The 18,919-nt window shown below is 63.7% G+C and carries 17 protein-coding genes and 1 tRNA gene; 13 read left to right on the top strand and 5 right to left on the bottom strand.

Going from position 1 to position 18,919, the window contains the following annotated elements; genetic code table 11:
- The first annotated feature begins 131 nt into the window (after window positions 1–131).
- The 6 genes from ACZXDY_RS16250 (at window position 132) to ACZXDY_RS16225 (ending at window position 5,418) form a co-directional block, all read left to right on the top strand.
- Window positions 132–205, top strand: a tRNA-Gln gene (locus tag ACZXDY_RS16250).
- A gap of 446 nt (window positions 206–651) precedes the next feature.
- Complete coding sequence (locus ACZXDY_RS16245; protein ID WP_464346179.1) at window positions 652–1,905, top strand: ABC transporter substrate-binding protein; 1,254 nt, start codon at window positions 652–654, stop codon at window positions 1,903–1,905.
- 184 nt (window positions 1,906–2,089) lie between these two features.
- Window positions 2,090–2,953 carry a branched-chain amino acid ABC transporter permease gene (locus tag ACZXDY_RS16240; protein ID WP_130227785.1) on the top strand — a complete coding sequence of 288 codons (864 nt, stop codon included), beginning with the start codon at window positions 2,090–2,092 and terminating at the stop codon, window positions 2,951–2,953.
- Complete coding sequence (locus ACZXDY_RS16235) at window positions 2,953–3,948, top strand: branched-chain amino acid ABC transporter permease (RefSeq protein ID WP_464346178.1); 996 nt, start codon at window positions 2,953–2,955, stop codon at window positions 3,946–3,948. The genes ACZXDY_RS16240 and ACZXDY_RS16235 overlap by 1 nt, the downstream gene beginning before the upstream one ends.
- Window positions 3,938–4,705, top strand: coding sequence for an ABC transporter ATP-binding protein (locus ACZXDY_RS16230; RefSeq protein WP_464346177.1), 768 nt, complete (start codon window positions 3,938–3,940; stop codon window positions 4,703–4,705). Before ACZXDY_RS16235 ends, ACZXDY_RS16230 begins: the two co-directional genes overlap by 11 nt.
- Entirely contained in the window at window positions 4,702–5,418 is a 717-nt protein-coding gene (locus tag ACZXDY_RS16225) for an ABC transporter ATP-binding protein (protein ID WP_464346176.1), read from the top strand. Before ACZXDY_RS16230 ends, ACZXDY_RS16225 begins: the two co-directional genes overlap by 4 nt.
- A gap of 106 nt (window positions 5,419–5,524) precedes the next feature.
- Here ACZXDY_RS16225 and ACZXDY_RS16220 read toward each other — a convergent pair whose 3' ends face one another.
- Both ACZXDY_RS16220 and ACZXDY_RS16215 read right to left on the bottom strand, forming a co-directional pair.
- Window positions 5,525–8,671: a multidrug efflux RND transporter permease subunit gene (locus ACZXDY_RS16220; RefSeq protein ID WP_464346175.1), complete on the bottom strand. Its 3,147-nt coding sequence runs from the start codon at window positions 8,669–8,671 to the stop codon at window positions 5,525–5,527.
- Window positions 8,668–9,837, bottom strand: coding sequence for an efflux RND transporter periplasmic adaptor subunit (locus tag ACZXDY_RS16215; protein ID WP_028164588.1), 1,170 nt, complete (start codon window positions 9,835–9,837; stop codon window positions 8,668–8,670). Before ACZXDY_RS16215 ends, ACZXDY_RS16220 begins: the two co-directional genes overlap by 4 nt.
- 168 nt (window positions 9,838–10,005) lie before the next feature.
- On the opposite strand from ACZXDY_RS16215, the gene ACZXDY_RS16210 reads away from it, so the two are divergent.
- The 7 genes from ACZXDY_RS16210 (at window position 10,006) to ACZXDY_RS16180 (ending at window position 16,556) form a co-directional block, all read left to right on the top strand.
- Window positions 10,006–10,464, top strand: a complete 459-nt coding sequence (locus ACZXDY_RS16210; RefSeq protein WP_130227791.1) for a MarR family winged helix-turn-helix transcriptional regulator — start codon at window positions 10,006–10,008, stop codon at window positions 10,462–10,464.
- Window positions 10,465–10,568: 104 nt separating this feature from the next.
- Entirely contained in the window at window positions 10,569–10,805 is a 237-nt protein-coding gene (locus ACZXDY_RS16205) for a hypothetical protein (RefSeq protein ID WP_028164590.1), read from the top strand.
- Window positions 10,806–11,041: 236 nt separating this feature from the next.
- The gene (locus ACZXDY_RS16200; RefSeq protein ID WP_464346174.1) at window positions 11,042–13,594 is read left to right on the top strand and encodes a TonB-dependent receptor; all 2,553 of its coding nucleotides are present in this window, start codon (window positions 11,042–11,044) and stop codon (window positions 13,592–13,594) included.
- A gap of 11 nt (window positions 13,595–13,605) precedes the next feature.
- A complete protein-coding gene (locus tag ACZXDY_RS16195) occupies window positions 13,606–14,295 on the top strand; it encodes a Fe2+-dependent dioxygenase (RefSeq protein WP_028164592.1) in 690 nt (229 codons plus the stop codon).
- Window positions 14,292–15,281 carry a tonB-system energizer ExbB gene (exbB, locus tag ACZXDY_RS16190; RefSeq protein ID WP_464346173.1) on the top strand — a complete coding sequence of 330 codons (990 nt, stop codon included), beginning with the start codon at window positions 14,292–14,294 and terminating at the stop codon, window positions 15,279–15,281. The genes ACZXDY_RS16195 and exbB overlap by 4 nt, the downstream gene beginning before the upstream one ends.
- Window positions 15,282–15,284: 3 nt before the next feature.
- Window positions 15,285–15,755: a TonB system transport protein ExbD gene (gene exbD, locus ACZXDY_RS16185; RefSeq protein ID WP_028164594.1), complete on the top strand. Its 471-nt coding sequence runs from the start codon at window positions 15,285–15,287 to the stop codon at window positions 15,753–15,755.
- Between the two features lie 12 nt (window positions 15,756–15,767).
- Complete coding sequence (locus tag ACZXDY_RS16180) at window positions 15,768–16,556, top strand: cell envelope integrity TolA family protein (RefSeq protein WP_464346172.1); 789 nt, start codon at window positions 15,768–15,770, stop codon at window positions 16,554–16,556.
- A gap of 129 nt (window positions 16,557–16,685) precedes the next feature.
- Here the strand turns inward: ACZXDY_RS16180 and ACZXDY_RS16175 are convergent, their stop codons facing one another.
- The 3 genes from ACZXDY_RS16175 to ACZXDY_RS16165 form a co-directional block, all read right to left on the bottom strand.
- Window positions 16,686–17,093, bottom strand: coding sequence for a hypothetical protein (locus ACZXDY_RS16175; protein ID WP_464346220.1), 408 nt, complete (start codon window positions 17,091–17,093; stop codon window positions 16,686–16,688).
- Window positions 17,094–17,136: 43 nt separating this feature from the next.
- Window positions 17,137–17,817: a site-2 protease family protein gene (locus ACZXDY_RS16170; RefSeq protein ID WP_028164597.1), complete on the bottom strand. Its 681-nt coding sequence runs from the start codon at window positions 17,815–17,817 to the stop codon at window positions 17,137–17,139.
- 111 nt (window positions 17,818–17,928) lie between these two features.
- Window positions 17,929–18,846, bottom strand: a complete 918-nt coding sequence (locus ACZXDY_RS16165) for a DMT family transporter (RefSeq protein WP_464346171.1) — start codon at window positions 18,844–18,846, stop codon at window positions 17,929–17,931.
- Between the last annotated feature and the right edge of the window lie 73 nt (window positions 18,847–18,919).

The following is an 18,919-nucleotide window of genomic DNA, read 5'->3' as shown; positions in this document are numbered from 1 at the left end:
GCCATACCTGCTTGCCAAGGCCCGGACCGAACAGTAGAAGGACCTCGCAGCGAGGCGGCGATTTGCTATGGTCCCGCCCGCCGGCATTGCCCCGGCTATAGACTTAAGCTATTGAAGCCGTTGAGCAATTTTGGGGAATGGTGTAACGGTAGCACAACAGACTCTGACTCTGTTTGTCTTGGTTCGAATCCAGGTTCCCCAGCCAGATTGGCTAATCCCGCAACAGCTTGATCCGAAACCGGCTTTCCACTGCAGGCGATCGGCATCGGAGCAGCCGTTGGTTTTGATGTGGCCTAGATTCTTGCTCGCAGAACGCGAGACGGCTGCGGTCATCGCCGTCAGCTTTATGAGCACCTAAAGAGCAACTCCGTCACGCCTAACGCGGCGTCACACCCGCAGTGACGTGCCCACCTTACGCTCGAATGCGCACGCCGCACGTGCAGCGCTGAATTGCCTAGCGTTGAAGCAGCGATAGCGCGATCGGCTCGCGTGATGCGCATGCGGACTCGCACCTGGCTTGGCTTGCCGAGGTCAGGGTGCCATGCGATGCTGGTGTACCAAGAAAATTGGGGGCGGGGGCTGCAACGGCTCGTGCGCTTCCCATGCATAAAAAGCCCGGCATCGGGCAAGGGATAGTGGAGACGTTCGAAGATGAGATTTTCACATGTCATCGGGCTGTTTTCGGCTGCCGCCATGTCGGCCGCGCTGGTGGGCAATGCCGCGGCCCAAAGCAAGACCGTCAAGATCGGCGGCATCTTCCCGATGAGCGGCAATGCGGCGAGCATCGGCGTTCACGTCAAGCATGCGTTCGATGTCGCGCTCGACATCATCAACAACCCCCATCCCGAGCTCGGCAACTTCCCGCTCGCCAAGAATGGCGGCCTCGCAGGTCTCGGCGGGGCCAAGGTCGAGATCGTCTACGCCGATAACCAGGGCAGCCCCGCGACCGGGCAAAACCAGGCGCTGCGGCTGATCACGGAAGAGAAGGTGGTGGCGCTGACCGGCGCCTATCAGTCCGGCATCACGCTGACCGCGAGCGCGATCGCGGAGAAATACAACATCCCCTTCGTCAACGGCGAGTCGGTGGCGCCGAACCTCACCGAGCGCGGCTTCAAATGGTTCTTCCGCGTCACGCCGATCGCGACCGATTTCGCGCGGGTCTATTACGAATTCCTCAACGACATGAAGGCTGCCGGCGCCAAGACCGACAATATCGCGATCCTCCACGACAACACCGAATACGGCGCCTCCGTCGCCAACACCCTCACCACGGCGTTCAAGGAGAAGGGTATCGCGGTTGCGCTCGACGTCGCCTATGCCACCAACGCGACCGACGTGCAGAGCCAGGTGCTGCAGCTCAAGGAGAAGAAGCCCGACGTCGTCATCGCGATCTCCTATACGTCGGATGCGATCCTGTTCGCCAAAACGATGCAGGCGCTCGATTACAAGCCGCCGATGCTGCTCGCCGACGACTCCGGCTATTCCGACCCGTCCTTCATCAAGGCGGTCGGCAAGATCTCGCAAGGCGTCTTCAACCGCTCGTCCTGGAGCGTCGGTCCCGCGGGCTCGCCGACCGCGATCATCGCCAAGATGTACAAGGACAAGAGCGGCGATGACATGGACGATACCGTCGCGCGCCAGATGCAGGCGCTGTTCGTGCTGTGCGAGGCGATCGACCGCGCCGGCTCGACGGAACCCGCTAAGGTCCAGGCCGCGTTGAAGGCGACCGACCTCAAGCCCGATCAGATCATGATGGGCTACAAGGGCGTCAAGTTCGACGACAAGGGCCAGAACATCCTGGCGTCCGGCCTCATCATCCAGCTGCAGGACGGCGAGAACTACGTCTCGGTCTGGCCAAAGGCGAGCGCCGAGAAGACGCCGATCATGCCCTACAAGGGCTGGTGATGCAGAGTGTTCACCTCTCCCATCGGGAGAGGTCGATTTGCGCAAGCAAATCGGGTGAGGGGTTACGCTCTATCGATAGACCTGATCCCCTCACCCGGCGCTTCGCGCCGACCTCTCCCGATGGAAGAGGTGGTCCGAGGGCACCCGGTGAACTCATTCAACTAGAAACGTCACGCGCACATCCATGACCTTCACGCTTGTTCAGGTGATCGTCGGCGGCCTCCTGCTGGGAGCTGTCTACGCGCTGTTCTCCTCCGGGCTGACGCTGGTCTGGGGCATGATGAACGTGGTCAATTTCGCCCATGGCGATTTCGTCATGCTCGGCATGTACGTCGCGTTCGTCGTCTACACGCTGCTCGGCGGCGGGCCGCTGATCGGCGCGCCGCTCGCGACGCTGTTGCTCGCCACCCTCGGCGTCATCGTCTATTTCGGCCTGATCCGCGACATCATGAAGGGGCCGATGCTGGCGCAGATCCTCGGCACCTTCGGGCTGGCGCTATTGCTCCGCTATTCGGTGTTCTGGTGGTTTGGCGCGAACTTCCTGTCGCTGCCGGAAAACCTCGTCGGCGGCACCTTCGACATCTTCGGCATCCGCATCCAGGCCTCGCGCCTGCTGGCCGGCGTGGTCGCGCTGGTGGTGACACTCGCCCTGCATCTTCTGCTGACGCGCACCACGCTCGGCTCGCGGATGCTGGCGGTCGCGGAGGATGCGACGGCCGCGCAGCTCATGGGCATCCGGCCCGACAGCATGCAGGCGATCGCCTGGGCGATCGCGGCCGGCGCCACCGGCCTTGCCGGCGCGCTGATCGCGACCTTCTTCTACATCGTGCCGACGGTCGGCGAGACGCTCGGCATCGTCGCCTTCGTCACGGTCTCGCTCGGCGGCTTCGGCAGCGTGCCCGGCGCGCTGATCGCGGGGCTGCTGATCGGCGTGATCGAGTCGCTATCGGGCTATCTGATCGGCGCCGTTTACAAGGACATCGTGGTGTACTCGCTGTTCCTCGGCTTCCTCTGGTTCAGGCCACAGGGCCTGATGGGCAAGACGTGATGCGGCGCACGCTCTGGCTCCTGATCGCGCTTGCGCTGGTGGTCGCTTATCCGCTGGTGTTCACGACGCCGTTCCAGCAACGGCTCGGCGCGCTGGTCCTGCTCTATGCGATCGCAGCCTCGGCGTGGAACATCGTCGGCGGCTACGCCGGCCAGATTTCGGTCGGCCACGTCGTGTTCTTCGGCTGCGGGGCCTATGCCGCAATGGGCGCGTATACGCATTTCGCGCTGTCGCCACTGGTCGGAATTCCCGCCGGCATCGTCTTTGCCGTGCTGATCGCGGCCGTGATCGGCCGGCCGACGCTGCGGCTGTCGGGCCACTATTTCAGCATGGCGACGATCGCGGTCGCCGAGCTCGCGCGGCTGATCGTTACCAACACCGAATATCTCGGCGCCGCCGTTGGCCTGAGCGGCCCGACCGTGGCGCGCAACGTGTTCGATCTCTCCTTCATCTCCGCGCTGCCGTATTACTATCTGTTCCTGGCGGTCCTGATCATCACGCTTGCCATCACCTGGTGGATGACTCGCAGCCGGATGGGTTTCTATCTTCGCGCGATCAAGGATTCCGAGCGCGCGGCGCGTTCGCTGGGCGCGCCTGCGAGCCGCATCAAACTTTACGCCTACATGCTGAGCGCAGGGCTCACCAGCGTCGCCGGCGCGCTCTATGCGATGATGTTCGGCTTCGTCGATCCGGAGTCCGGGCTCGGCATCCTGATCTCGGTGAAGATCCTGATCATGGCGGCGCTCGGCGGCGCCGGACTATTGTTCGGCCCATTCGTCGGCGCTGCAATCCTGGTGCCGCTCGAGGAAATCTCCAACAGCCTCTTGGGCGGCAAGGGCGCCGGCCTGACCTTCGTCGTCTATGGCGCCATCATCGTGCTGATCGCGCGCTTCCAGCCCGGCGGCATCCTGGCCCTGATCAATCGTCTGTGGGCGAAGCGTCGGGCCAAGCCGATGGAAGACAGCATCGCGCAAGAGGCCGGCCATGCTTCTTGAAGCGCGCGGGGTCACCAAGGCTTTTGGCAGCTTCAAGGCGGTCGATGCGGCCAGCGTCACGCTGGGGCGGGGCGATATCCTCGGCCTGATCGGGCCGAATGGCGCCGGCAAATCCACCTTCTTCAATTGCCTGACCGGCGATCTCGCGCTGACATCGGGCCAAGTGCTGTTCGAGAACCACGACATCACGGAGCTGTCGCCGGAGGCGCGCGCACAGCTCGGCTTGGCGCGCACCTTCCAGGTGCCGCAGACCTTCGAGGGCATGACGGTGCTGGAGAACGTGATGATCGGCGCCTTCCTGCGCACGCCGCATCGCGTCGAGGCCGAGACCAAAGCCTGCTCGGTGCTGGAGCGGGTCGGCATGATGCGGCTTGCGGATGCGCCGGCGCGCTCGCTCGGCACGCCCGGCCGCAAGCGGCTGGAGATCGCGCGGGCGCTGGCGACCGAACCCAAAGTGTTGCTGCTCGACGAGGCGATGGCAGGGCTGACGCAGCGCGAGGTGCAGCTTGCGATCGAGCTGGTACGCGACATCCACCGCTCCGGCATCACGCTCGTGATCGTCGAGCACATCATGGAAGTGATCATGTCGCTGGCGAGCCGGGTGATGGTGTTCCACCAGGGCAAGGAGATCGCGCGCGGCAGCCCGCGCGAGGTGACGTCCAACCCGGCCGTCATCGCGGCCTATCTCGGCACCCGCGCCGCCAAGGCTGCCGCCGGCCACACCCCGATCGAGTTGATGGGCGGGCCGGCGACATGACCGGGCCGCTCTTGAGCCTCGAACATCTCGAAGTGCGCTACGGCGACCTGATCGGCGTCTCCGACGTCTCGCTGGACGTGCCCGCGGGCAGCGTGGTCGCGCTGCTCGGCTCAAACGGCGGCGGCAAGACCACGACGCTGAACGCGATCGCTGGCCTGATCCCGGTGTATGCCGGCAGCATCCACTTCAACGGCGAGGCGATCGCGGGGCAGAGCGCGTTCGCGATCGTGCGCAAGGGCCTTGCTTTGTCGCCGGAAGGCTGGCGGCTGTTCGTGCAGCAGAGCGTCGAGAACAACCTTCTGCTTGGCGCCACCCCGCTGCAGGACAAGACGCGCATCAGGACGTTGCTGGAGCGCGTCTATGAGATCTTCCCGCGCTTGAAGGAGCGCCGCAGCCAGCGCGCCGGCACCATGTCCGGCGGCGAACGGCAGATGCTCGCCGTCGCCCGCGCGCTGATGAGCGACCCGAAACTGTTGATGCTGGATGAACCGTCGCTTGGCCTGGCGCCGGCCGTGGTGGAGTCGATGTACGAGACGTTCGGCCGGCTGCATCGCGAGGGGCTGACGATTCTGCTTGCAGAGCAATCGATCGAGCTTGCGCTGGAAGTCTCCGACTTCGCCACCGTGCTCCAGGTGGGCAGGAGCGTGCTCTCAGGCACCGCCGCCGCGCTGGCGCAGGACCCGCAAGTGCAGAAGGCATATCTCGGCGGCTAATGCGACTTTGTAGGATGGGTAGAGCGAAGCGAAACCCATTATCTTTTTCGCGGCGGCAACCAATGGGTTTCGCTTCGCTCTACCCATCCTACGGGCTACGAACAGCTCACTCCGCGGCTTCCTTGACGGAACGCTCTTCGCGCCGATGCTCCTCGTCCTCCGCATCCGTCGAGCTGCTCCAGCCCGCGAATATATTGGAGAGCTTGTCGAGATAGAGGTAGACCACCGGCGTCGTGAACAGCGTCAGCGCCTGGCTCACGATCAGGCCGCCGACCATGGCGTAGCCGAGCGGCTGGCGGATTTCCGATCCTGTGCCGGTGCCGAGCATCAAGGGCACGCCGCCGAGCAGCGCTGCCATCGTCGTCATCATGATTGGGCGGAAGCGGAGCAGGGCGGCTTGCCGGATCGCGGCCTCCGGCTCCAGGTGATCGTCACGCTCGGCCGCGATCGCGAAGTCGACCATCATGATGCCGTTCTTCTTGACGATGCCGATCAAGAGGATGATGCCGATCAGTGCGATCAGGCTGAAATCGAAGCCGGCCGCCATCAGGATCGCGAGCGCGCCGACGCCGGCCGAGGGCAGCGTCGACAGGATGGTGATCGGATGGATGTAGCTCTCGTAGAGGATGCCGAGGATCAAATAGACGACCACGAGCGCCGCGAGGATCAGGAGCGGCACCGTGCTCAGCGATTGCTGGAACGCCTGCGCGGTGCCCTGGAAGCTCGAATTCAGCGTCGGCGGCGCACCCATCTCGACCATCGCCTTCTGCACCGCATCGGTCGCTTGTCCTAGCGCCACGCCCTGCGCCAGGTTGAAGCTGATCGTGATCGCCGGGAACTGGCCCTGGTGGCTGATCGACAGCGGCCGCACCGGCACGCTGGTCCAGGTCGCAAAGGTCGATAGCGGCACCTGCTCGCCGGTCAGCGGCGACTTCAGATAGATCTTGTTCAGCGTGTCGATGCCGGCCTGCAGCTCGGGCAATACTTCCAGGATCACGTGATAGCTGTTGAGCTGGGTAAAATATTGCGTCACCTGGCGCTGGCCGAACGCATCATACAGCGTGTCGTCGATGAGCTGCGGCTGGATGCCGTAGCGCGAGGCGGTGTCGCGATTGATCTTCAGCTCGAGCGTGGTGCCGTTGGTCTGCTGGTCGGTGGCGACGTCGCGCAGTTCCGGCAAGGTCTGCATCTTCGCGAGAATCTTCGGCGCCCATTCGTTCAGCTCGGCGAGATTGGCGTCCTGCAGCGTGAATTCGAACTGGGTGCGGGTCGGCCGGCCGCCGAGGCGAACGTCCTGCGCCGCCTGCATGAACAATCTGGCACCTTCGACCTGCTCGAGCTTCGGCCGCAGGCGTGCGATGATCTGCTGCGCGTTGGCGGAGCGCTGGTCGCGCGGCTTCAGCGTGATGTACATGGCGCCGTTGTTGCCCGCCCGGCCGCTGCCGCCGACGGCCATGGCCACCGTCGCGACGTCAGGGTCGGCGAGCACGATCTTGCCGAGCGCCTCCTGCTTGCGCTTCATGTCGACGAAGGAAATGTCCTGGTTGGCTTCCGAGGTCGCAGTGATCAGGCCGACGTCCTGCTGCGGGAAGAAGCCCTTCGGGATGACCACGAACAGGTAGACCGACAGGCCGAGCGTCGCGAAGAAGATCATCAGCGTCGTGAACTTCCAGCGCAATGCGAGGTCGAGCACGTTTTGATAACCCCGCAGCATGGCGTCGAAGCCACGCTCGCTGATCTGGTAGAACCGGCCGTGCTTGGTCTCGCCATGAGCCCGCAGGAAGCGCGAGGCCATCATCGGCGTCAGCGTCAGCGACACGAACATCGAGACGAAGATCGTCATCGCCAGCACGACCGCGAATTCGCGGAACAGGCGCCCGATGATGCCTCCCATCAGGAGCAGCGGGATCAGCACCGCGACCAGCGAGATGCTGATCGAGACGATCGTGAACCCGATCTCGCTCGCGCCCTTGAAGGCGGCCGCCATCGGCTTCTCGCCTTCCTCGATATAGCGCGTGATGTTCTCCAGCATCACGATGGCGTCGTCGACCACGAAACCCACGGCGATGGTCAGCGCCATCAGGGACAGGTTGTCCAGCGTGTAGCCGAACACCCACATCAGTGCACAGGCGCCGAGCAGGGCGAGCGGCACGGTCACAGTTGGGATGACCGTGGCCCAGAAGCTGCGCAGGAACACGAAGATCACCATCACGACCAGCCCGATCGTGAGCAGCAGCGTGAATTGCACATCCTCGACCGCGGCGCGGATCGTGGTGGTGCGGTCGCTGATGACGTCGATTTTGATCGACGGCGGGATCGCGGCGACCAGCCGCGGCAGGGTTGCCTTGATCTTGTCGACGGTGTCGATGACGTTGGCGCCGGGTTGCTTGAAGATGACCAGGAACACGCCGCGCTGGCCGTTGGCCCAGGCCGCCTGCTTGGCGTCTTCCGGCCCGGCGACGGCCTGGCCGATATCGCGGATTCGCAACGGGCCGCCATTGCGGTAGGCGATGATGACGTCGTTCCAGGGGGCGGCCTGCAGGAGCTGGTCGTTGGCGTAGATCGTATAGGCGCGGGTGTCGCCGTCGATATTGCCCTTGGGACTGTCGACGGTGGCGCTGGTGATGGCGGCGCGCACGTCCTCCAGCGACAGGCCCTTTGCCACCAGCTTGGCCGGATCGATCTGGACCCGTACCGACGGCTTCTGCTGACCGCCGATGATGACCTGGGCCACGCCGGAGATCTGGCTGATCTGCTGCGCAAGCTGCGCGTCGACGGCATCGCTCACCTCGGTCAGCGGCAGCGTCTCCGAGGTCGCCGATAGCAGCATGATCGGGGAGTCCGCCGGGTTGACCTTGCGGTAGGTCGGCGGCGACGGCAGGTTCTTCGGCAATTGGCCGCTCGCCGCGTTGATGGCGGCCTGTACGTCGTTGGCGGCGCCATCGATACTGCGATTGAGATCGAACTGGATGGTGATCGATGCGGTGCCGAGATAGCTCGTCGAGGTCATCTGGGCGACGCCAGGGATCTGCGCGAATTGGCGTTCCAGCGGCTGCGCCACCGAGGTCGCCATGGTTTCCGGGCTGCCGCCGGGCAAATTCGCGGTGATCTGGATGGTCGGGAAGTCGACCTGCGGCAGCGGCGCGACCGGCAGCAGCGGATACGCCACGAGGCCGACAAAAAGAATGCCGGCCATCAGCAGCGAGGTGCCGATGGGGTAGCGGATGAAGGGAGCGGAAATGCCGTAGCTCATTCCGGCTTCACCTTGGATTGCGTCGCATCCGAGCTCGCGACCGCGGTGCTGACGAGCACGCCGGGCGAGACTTTGTATTGGCCCGAGGTAATCACCTGCTGGCCCGGCGATAACCCCTCATCGACGACGGATTTGCCGTCGATCGAGTAGCTGACCTTGATCCGGTGCAGCTCCGCCTTGTTCTCCTGGCTGATAGTATACGCGTAAAGCCCGTCCGTGCCATGCTGGACGGCATCGTCGGGAACCACGGTCGCATCCTTCAGCGTCCGCACCAGGAGCCGCGTCGATACCGACTGGCCCGGCCACAGCGCGTGGTCCTTATTCTCGAACACCGCCTTCAGGCGGATGGTTCCGCTGGTCGTATCGACCTGGTTGTTGATCAGCGCGAGAACGCCGGTGGACAGAAGGCGCTTGCCGTCGGTGGAGTAGGCGATGGTCTTGGGCGGGGAGGCCGCCAGCGCCGCCTTGATGTCAGGCAGTTGGTCCTCAGGCGCGGTGAAAATCACCGCGATCGGCTCGATCTGCGCGATCGAGACGATGCCGGTCTGGGTCGCGGCATTGACGATGTTGCCGACATCGACCTGGCGCAGGCCGGCGATCCCCGTGATCGGCGCCTTAACGGTCGCGTAATCGAGCTGCGTCTGCGCATTCGTGATCGCCGCATCATCTGCGGCGATCTGCGCCGTCAACTGCGCGACCATGGAGCGCTGGGTGTCAGTCTGCTGGCGCGTGGCGAACTCGCCGAGCCGGGTGAAACGCTGCAGATCGAGCTTGGCGTTGGCGAGATTCGCCTCGTCCTGCTGCTTCTTGGCCGTGGCCTGGTCGAGCGCGGCCTGATACGGGCGCGGATCGATCTCCACCAGGACGTCGCCCTTGTTGACCAGCTGGCCTTCCTGGAAGGCGATCTTCATGATCTGTCCGTCGACGCGGGTGCGGACCTGGACGGTGTTGAAGCCCTGCACGGTGCCGAGGCCGGTCAAATAGACCGGGAAATCGGCGGTTTCGACACCTGCAATCCGAACCGGGACGGGCGGACGGGCAACGGCGGCAGTCTTTTGCCCGTCAGCTTTGGTGTGCCCCACGCCATAGCGCTGCCAGCCAAAATAGCCCGCGGCGCCGACGGCGGCGACCAGCAAGAGCCAGCCTATCGTTCGTGACTTGGACATGCGCGCTCATGGGTTCGGAGACAATTATAGGTGTTTAAAACCGTTCCGGGGAAACCATATAATGCGTCAGCACTTAATGCGTACACACACTAACACTTGAGAATCCTAAACATTTGGAAAGGTTTAGGAGCGCGTTCCTGAAGCCTCGATCCGTCCGTTGAAACCGACATGTCGCTCGATCTGAAACGCCAGCTTGTTTCGCAGCTTGTCGAGAGTTCACGCCTGTTGCGTAACTATATCGACCATCGTGCGAAGACGCGTGGCACCACGCGCGCGCAATGGATCGTGCTGTTTCGGCTGCGGGAGCAGGAGGGGCTGTCGCAGGTCGATCTCGCTGATGTGCTCGAACTGCAGCCAATCTCGCTGGTGCGACTGCTTGACCGACTGGTCGAGCACGGGCTGCTCGAGCGCCGGCCTGATCCGAAGGACCGCCGCGCCAACCGCCTGTTCCTCACCGATCGCGGCCGGCAGCTGGTCGACGATCTCGACAGCCTGCGCGATGCGATCGCAACCGACGTGCTGCGCGACATTCCCGATCAGCGGATCGAGGCCAGCCTTCAGACGCTGCGGGACCTTAAGGATCGCATCAAGTCGCTCGGCGAAGGCCCGGACGTTGCGGTGAAATAAAGCACGTCACCTCGCCCGCAAGCGGGAGAGGGAGTTTCTCTCCCGGTTGAATCCGGACTCGATGTCGGTCATATCGCAGCCCGCGAGCGAAATCGGGGTGAGCGATGGACGAGCTGAACGGACGCATGATGGCCTGCCAGATCCTGATCACGGGATTGATCGCGCGCGTCGCCAACGAACAGAAGGATCCGCTGCGTTTTCTCACCGATTTCCGCGACGAGATCAAAGCGGTGGTGAATGGAGTGAATATTGCAGGCGAGAACACCGATCGCGTGCGTCAGGTCGCACAGCGGACAGTGGACGAATTGTTCTCGCTGATGAAGCCGCCGAGCGCCGATTAAGCTTCGTTTACCGCCGAACTGTGCGGTGCTTGATTTCGCAGCGGTTTTCCTGCTCTTTAGAATCGTTATTAGAATAGTTTGAAATAGTCAGATTAGAAGCGTTCTGATCTGGATCGATTCAAACGAGCGATCCACGCATTCGCGTTGACCCGAAATTTCGTCGCCGATACCACCGCCCCGAGACACATCGTCGCGTATCAAAGCGCATAAATCAGAATTCATCGCGGGGGCGAGTGATGAGCAACATAAAGACGCCGAGGTCGCTGCGTTTCGAGGTGGCGATCAACTCGGCCGGCGAACGGCTTGAGGGCTACTCGGGCAAGAAAGTGTCGACGGTTGCGGGCCTGATCGCGGTCGCATCGTTTTCCGGCGCCGAAGCGCAACAGCCCAATTTGCCGCCGGTGAATGTGGAAGCGCCCGTGGCGCGGCCGCGGCCGGCCAACACCAAGCCGACACCGGATCAGGTCCGCGCCCGCACCGCACTCAGGCGCGCGTCACGTCGCACGCAGCAGACGCGGGTTGCGGCCGTGCCTTATCCCAACGCCGGTGGGCTCAATGCCGATCGCGATCCCTATGCGGATCCTGCCGCGCCTTACAAGGTCGATCGCGTGCAGGCGTCAGGAAAGTTTCCCGAGCCGATCCTGAATACGCCGAAGACGATCACGGTGCTCTCCAGGCAAGTGCTGGACGACAAGAACGCCACCACGTTGCGACAGGCCGTGCTGAGCACTGCCGGTGTCACGCTCGGCACGGGCGAGGGCGGCAACGCCTTCGGCGACCGCTTCTTCATCCGCGGCTTTGATGCACGCAACGACATATTCATCGATGGCGTGCGCGACGCCGGCGTCAGCGTCCGCGAGAACTTCTTCACCGAGCAGGTCGAAATCCTGCGCGGCCCCGGCTCTTCATTCGCCGGCCGAGGCACCACCGGCGGCGCCATCAACATCGTCACCAAGCAGGCGACGACGGAGGGCAGCTTCTACAACATGGATACGACGTTCGGCACCGACCGCACCAAGCGCGTCACGCTCGACGTCAACCAGGTGATCAGCCCGACGCTTGCCGTGCGCGCGGGCGGCCTGTTCCAGGACGCGGGCGTTGCCGGCCGTGACTACGTGTCCGATGACCGCGGCGGCGGGTTCGTTGCGGCGAAGTGGACACCGATCGATGCGGTGAAGGTGACTGCAGGCTACATTCACACCGATATTCACGGCCTGCCGGACTTCGGCGTGCCCTATTTCCGGCCGAGCACCGCGAGCAAGGCAGGCGGCCCGTTCCCGGATTTCGGCGTCAACCGAAACAATTGGTACGGCTTCAACGATCGCGACTTCTCGCAGGTGAAGCAGGATATCGGCACCATCAACGCCGAGGTGCAGGTCACGCCGGATCTTACGCTCAGCAACAAGACCAGGGCCTCGCGCTCGCTGTTGAATTACATCGGCACGCTGCCTGAGGCGCCGGTCCTCAGGAATCCGCTCATTTTCTCGACGTTGTCGGCCAATCCGCAGAGCCGCTATCAGACCACCGATACGCTGGCCAACCAGACCGAGGCCACCTACAAATTCGACACTGGCGGCTGGCGCCATACGGCGCTCGCCGGTGTTGAAGTGTCGCAGGAGCGCTCCAGCATCGACAAGTATACCGGCTTGAGTTCGGAAGCCATTGGCGCGCCGTTCTCGGGCACGGGCTCGGTCACGGGTGTCAGCGTGTTCAACCCGCAATACACATTCCTGCCGTTCGGCACGACCCCGACGCTCGCAGGTCTCCCGACCAAGATCGGGATCGACACCACGAGCGGCTACCTGCTCGACACCGTCAACTACAACGATCTCGTCATCCTCAACGGCGGCATCCGCTACGACAATTACAAGATCAACACGAGCGGCTTCGGCACGGTGAACGGCGTGCCCAACGTGTTCGGGACGCAGTCGGCCGAGTTCGGTTTGCCGAATTTCAATTTGGGCCTCCTGCTCAAGCCGCTTCCGATCGCGAGTGTCTATGCGGCCTATGCCACCTCTTCCAATCCCGTCGGTGCGGAGTTCGACGGCACCAGCACGGCGTATGGCGGCCTCTCGCCGGTGCTGAACGGTAACACCAATCAGATCTTCGGTCCCGAGAAGAACACGGCGATCGAACTTGGCACCAAATGGGAGTTGTTCGATCGGCACCTGCTGGTGACGGCGGCGCTATTCCAGACCGAAAAGGATAACGCGCGTGAATCGGTCAATATCACGCCGGCGACCGCCACCGCATCCTGTCCCTATCCCGCGAACACAAGCGGCACCGTGCCCTGCATCAGTGCCGGCGCTGCCTACCGCATCCGCGGCATCGACCTCGGCCTTGGCGGCAAGATCACGGACAAATGGAGCGTGTTCGGCGGACTGGTGCTGATGCAGTCCGAGGTGACGAAATCGCTCGTTCCGCCCGCGAACACGATTCTCTACACCACCAATGTCGGCCTGCCGCTCGCCAACGTCGCGCATCAATCGTTCAGCCTGCTGACGAAGTACCAGCTCACGGACATGTGGGAGATCGGTGGGCAGGCGGTCTACCGTTCCAAGATCTATGGCGGCACGTTCCTCGCGGCGAACCAGGGCACGCAATTGCCGAGCTACTGGCGCTTCGATGCGTTCGCGGAGGCGAAGCTCAACAAGAACTGGAGAGTCAAACTGTTCGTGAACAACATCTTCAACAAGCTTTATTACGACGCGTTGTATCAGAGCCCGGCTCCGTTCGTGCTCGAAGCGCCAGGTCGCGCCGCCTATCTCGTCGTATCGGCACGGTTCTGAAACGACAGGGCATGCTGATTTGCGTTCCGAATGTGCTGAGCAAGACCGATGTGGCTGACTTCCGTCGCATCATGGATGCCAGCGCCTGGGAGGATGGACGTTCGACGGCAGGCGCCGCATCGGCGCTGGTGAAGCGCAACGAGCAGTTGCCGCCGGATAGCGAGGTTGCACGCCAGCTCGGCAACCGCGTGCTGTCGGCGCTTTCGGCCAGTGCGCGCTTCATCTCGGCGGCGATCCCACTTAGAATCTTTCCACCTTTGTTCAACCGTTACGTCGCCACCGACGGTCATCATTTCGGTCTGCATGTCGACAACGCGGTGAGGGGAGACCATCTCACCGGCTTGCGGATACGCACCGACCTCTCGGTTACGCTGTTTTTATCGGAGCCGGACGAATATGATGGCGGCGAGCTCGTCATCGAAGATCTCTACGGCTCGCATGAAGTGAAGCTGCCGGCCGGCGACCTCGTTCTTTATCCTGCTTCTAGTTTGCATCTGGTCACGCCGGTGACGCGGGGCGCGCGGGTTGCGTCTTTCTTCTGGCTGCAGAGCATGGTACGGGATGCGCACGCTCGCAGTCTGATCTTCGATCTGGACACCGCTATCCAGGCCTTGGTGGAGCGGCTTGGGCGAGACGATCCCGAAACGGTCAAATTGACCGGCATCTATCACAACTTGATACGCCACTGGGCCGAAGTATGAACATTCTAACTACCCGCGCGACACTTCTTGCACTCTCCGTGCTGACGCTGGCCGCGCTGACGACACCGTCGTCGGCGCAGCAGCAGATGGCGCCCGCCGCCCCCGCTCCATCTGCGCCTGTCGCGCAACAGACTGCTCCCGCCGCGCCGCAACCACCGGCAGAGGCGACGACGCCGGCGCAGTCACCCTCTGCCGCCGCGTCGGTTGCCTCGCAGGGAACTCAAGAGGTCAGTGCAGCGCCCGCCGAGGGCGACGGCAAGAAATCGGCGACCATCGCCGGACTGAAGGAACTGTCGCCCTGGGTGATGTTCTGGAATGCCGACATCGTCGTGAAGGCGGTGATGATCGGTCTTGCCTTTGCATCGCTGGTGACCTGGACGGTGTTCATCGCCAAGATGATCGAGCTTACCGTCGTGCAGCGCAAGTTGCGCGCCGCGCTCGCCAAGATCAGCGATGTGCGCTCGCTGGCTGAAGCGCAGTTCGCGCTCGGCGCCAAGGGCAGCGTGCTGTCGACCCTGATCGCCGCGGCGATGCGGGAAGGGCGACTGTCGGCCGGCATCTCCAGCGACGCCGGCATCAAGGAACGCGCGGCATCGAGCTTTGCCGAGATCGTACGTGCCGAAGGCCGCCGCATTCGCGTCGGGATGGGCCTGCTTGCGACCATCGGCGCGACCTCGCCCTTCGTTGGTCTGTTCGGCACCGTCTGGGGCATCATGAACAGCTTCATCGGCATCTCGAAATCGCAGACCACCAACCTCGCGGTGGTCGCGCCCGGCATCGCCGAGGCGCTGCTCGCGACCGCGATCGGCCTCGTCGCGGCGATCCCGGCCGTGATCATCTACAATCACTTCTCGCGGGTGACGAAGGGTTATCTGGAACTGGTCGGCCGTGCCTCGGGCGCGGCGGCGCGGCTGCTGTCGCGCGACCTCGACCGCACCAATGTCAGCGTGTCCAGCGGCGCACATTCGCGCACGGCGGCGGAGTAGGCGATGGCTGTCTCGATCGCGGACAATGACGGCGACGACGACGATTTCGCGGAATCGCACGAGATCAACGTCACGCCATTCATCGACGTCATGCTGGTGCTGCTGATCATCTTCATGGTGGCCGCGCCGCTCTCCACCGTGGACCTGCCGATCGATCTGCCGACGTCGAGCGCGACGCCGCAGAAGAAGCCGGATAAGCCGACCTATGTCAGCATCAAGTCGGATCTGACGCTTGCGATCGGCGAAAATGCGGTCAAGCGCACTGAGCTGGTGCATTCGCTCGATACCTTGGCCGACATGAGCAAGGATAAGTATGTATTCCTGCGCGCGGATCGCGCGGTGCCTTATGGCGAGCTGATGGGGGTGATGGAAATCCTGCGCTCGGGCGGCTACAACAGGGTCAAGCTGGTGACGCTCGAAGGTGTTCCCGGCGCTCCTGCCGCACCGCAAGCCGCCGAACCGGCAAAACCTTGACGACGGACAGCGATGTCTGACCTCGATCTCGAGCAGAAGCCTTCCCGACGGCTATGGATTTGCGCCGCAGCGACGGCGCTTGCGCTGCATGTTGGCGGCGCGGCGCTGGCGCTTGCGAATTTGCGCGGCGATGACGTCGGCGACGGCTTGGGTGCAAATGCCGCCGAGTTCGCGGTGGAGATGGCCTCGCCCAAGGTCGAGGAGGAGAATCTGCCGCCAGGTCCCGACGCCGATGCGTCGCAGGCCGCTCCGCAGCTCTCCGAGCAGAAGGCCGAGGTCAAGGAGACCGACCTGCCAAAGGACGTGCCGCACGAGTCCGAAGACCCCGACCGCATCGTCACGCAGAACGACTCGAAGAAGCCCCAGGAAGACGATCCCAAGGTCCAGGCCGTCCAGACCCAGGCTTCCGAGGAGGCGCCCGCCCAGGAAGCGACCGCGCGGCAGACGCTGGAGGAGAACGCGCCGGAGGCCGAGCAGGCCAAGGCCCCCAATCGCGGCATCGGCAAGGACAGGCAGAAGCTGACCGCCGACTGGGGCCGCAAGATCAGCGCCTATTTCGAGCTCCACAAGCGCTATCCGCACAACAAGAGCAAGGCGACCACCGTGAAGGTCAGCATCGTGCTGAACCGTCGCGGCAACATCGTCAACGTCGCTGTCGCGGAGTCCTCAGGCGACCCGGCCTTCGATGACGCAGCCATCTCGATGGTCCGTCGCTCCGATCCCGTCCCCGCGCCGCCAGCCGAACTCACCGAAGACCAATTCGCCTTCAGCCTCGACGTGAACTTCAAGAAGCCGAAGTAACGGATTGAGGCACAGGGCGGATTAGCTCGTAGGATGGGCAGAGCGAAGCGAAACCCATCGGTCTCAAAGCAAGCTGCGCGAATGATGGGTTTCGCTTCGCTCTACCCATCCTACGGCTGCAACGCGGCTCTAGCGCCAGAAATAGCGGATGCCGACGTAGACCACGACGAGGCAGGCGAAGATCAGCGCCACAGGCAGCGGCCGTTTGCCCATCGGGCCTGATACCCCCGGCTTCTTGGCGGGGAGGCGGCGGAAGGCGGTGACATTGCCGCGGTCGGCGACCGGCTCGCGGGAGGGGGCGGGGACGTCGGGCGGCGTGCCGGCACCGCCCATCTCGGCATAATAGCTCTTGTACATCAGCTTGATGGTGGCCTCGCTCGCCTCAAGCTCCGGCATCTGCTCCAGGAGCTTGTTGTAGGTGCCGAGGAAGTTCTGCGCGTCGGCCGACAAGGACGACGAGCCGTTCAGCTTGGCGAGCATTTTCCAGGTCGCGAAGTCCGCTCTGGCACGGGTGTCCGCACGTCGAGCGATCAGCATATCGGCAGCTTTGATCAAGAGGCCCTCGCGATTTTTTCTCAACCTAGGCGTTGCCGGTGATGAGGAGAAGCGCACCTATCACATAGCCGGTCAGTGTCCGCAGTATCGCGGAAATAATATCAAGATTGAGACCAAGCTGCGAACCGAGCAGGGGCAGCAAGATCAAAAGCCCGATCAGGATCAGCAACCCGTAGGGCTCGAGGCGCGCGAGCGGCTCAGCGAGCGGCCGGGGCAAGAGCCCGACCGCCACCCGGCCGCCATCCAGCGGCGGGATCGGCATCATGTTGAAGATCGCGAGCACGATATTGATGAGGAAGGCGTTTTTGAGATTGTCCGCGACCCAGCGCGCGCTGTCCGGCGGGACGAATGGGAGTAAGTGGAATGCCAGTGCGGCAACCAGAGCGAGAATGATGTTGGTGGCGGGGCCGGCCAGCGCCACCCAGACCATGTCGAGCCGGGGATGCTTGAGATTGCGGAAATTGACCGGCACCGGCTTGGCATAGCCGAACAGGAAGGGCGACTGCGACAGCAACAGCACGGCGGGCAGGACCACCGTGCCGAAGGGATCGATATGCTTCAGCGGATTGAAGCTGACGCGGCCGAGCTGCCAGGCGGTGTTGTCACCCAGCCGGTGCGCGACGAAGCCGTGCGCCGCCTCATGGAAGGTGATGGCGATCAGGAGCGGCAGCACCCAGACGGAGATGGTGTAGAGGGAGATGTTCAAGGGGGATATCCGGTCGCGGCGGCGCCGCTCTCAACCACACATGATGGTTGCGGCCGGGTTCCGGCGCAAGGCGGAAATGCGCTGCGACGCATTAGCGCGGAATATCGGCCGTCAGCGTAGCTTCTGCACTGCCGGATCGGCCTCGACGACCTCCTTGGGGCCGGATTGCGTCGTCGCGATCCAGATGCCCGCGAACACGGTCACGATGCCAATCACCAGATTCCAGCGCCGCGGCTCGCCCAGCAGCGTCGCGCCGACGAGCGATGCCGCGATCGGATTGACGGTCACCGAGATCGCGACGCGGGTCGGCGTCGTGCGCTCCAGCGCGAATGCCCAGAGATAGAACGTCAGCGCCGCGCCGAAGGCCCTGAGATAGACCGCGCCGAACCATTGTGGGACACCGAAAGCGGCGACCGGGGCAAAACTGCCACGCGCGAGCGAGGCGAGGATAAGGCAGGCGGCACCGGCGGCCATGGCCATCGTCGTGAACGGGATGGGGCCGGAGCGGCGGATGAAGGGCCTCGACCAGATGCTGTAGAGCGCCATGCAGAGCGCGGCCGCGACCATCAGGAGATCGCCGCGCCACGCCCCGTCAGGCGCGGTGCTGAGGCCGGAGAGCAGGGCCATGGCGACACCTGTTATCGTCACCAGTACGCCCGTGGTCTTTCGCACCGTCAATTGCTCGCTGCCAAGCGCCGCGCCGACCGCCATCGTCAATAGCGGCAATGTCGAGAGCGCGAGCGCACCGCGCGCCGCCGTCGTGAAGATCAGCGATGCGTTGAACAGGATCGGGAACAGGGCGAAGAACAACAGGCCGAGGCCAATCACCGCCGGCCAGTCGCGTCGCGCCGGCCAGCTTCGTCCCTGTATCAGGACGAGCGGAAGCAGCAGCAGGAAGCCGATGCCGAAGCGGAACGCGCCGATGGCGAGCGGGTCGATGGCGCCCACGAGGTAGCGCGTTGCCCCGATCGACGTGCCGCCAAGCGCGCTCGAAAGCACCGCGGCCAGGACACCCCAAGTTTCGCCCATCCGGCTTGACCTCCTTTTCGGCTCTTGCCGACGGTAGGGGACACGCGATAATCAAGGAATGGAATTTATCTGA

Source organism: Bradyrhizobium sp. LeoB3 (genome assembly GCF_055456055.1).
The sequence above is the reverse complement of the archived record's forward strand: the minus strand, read 5'-3'. Positions and strand labels throughout refer to the sequence as shown.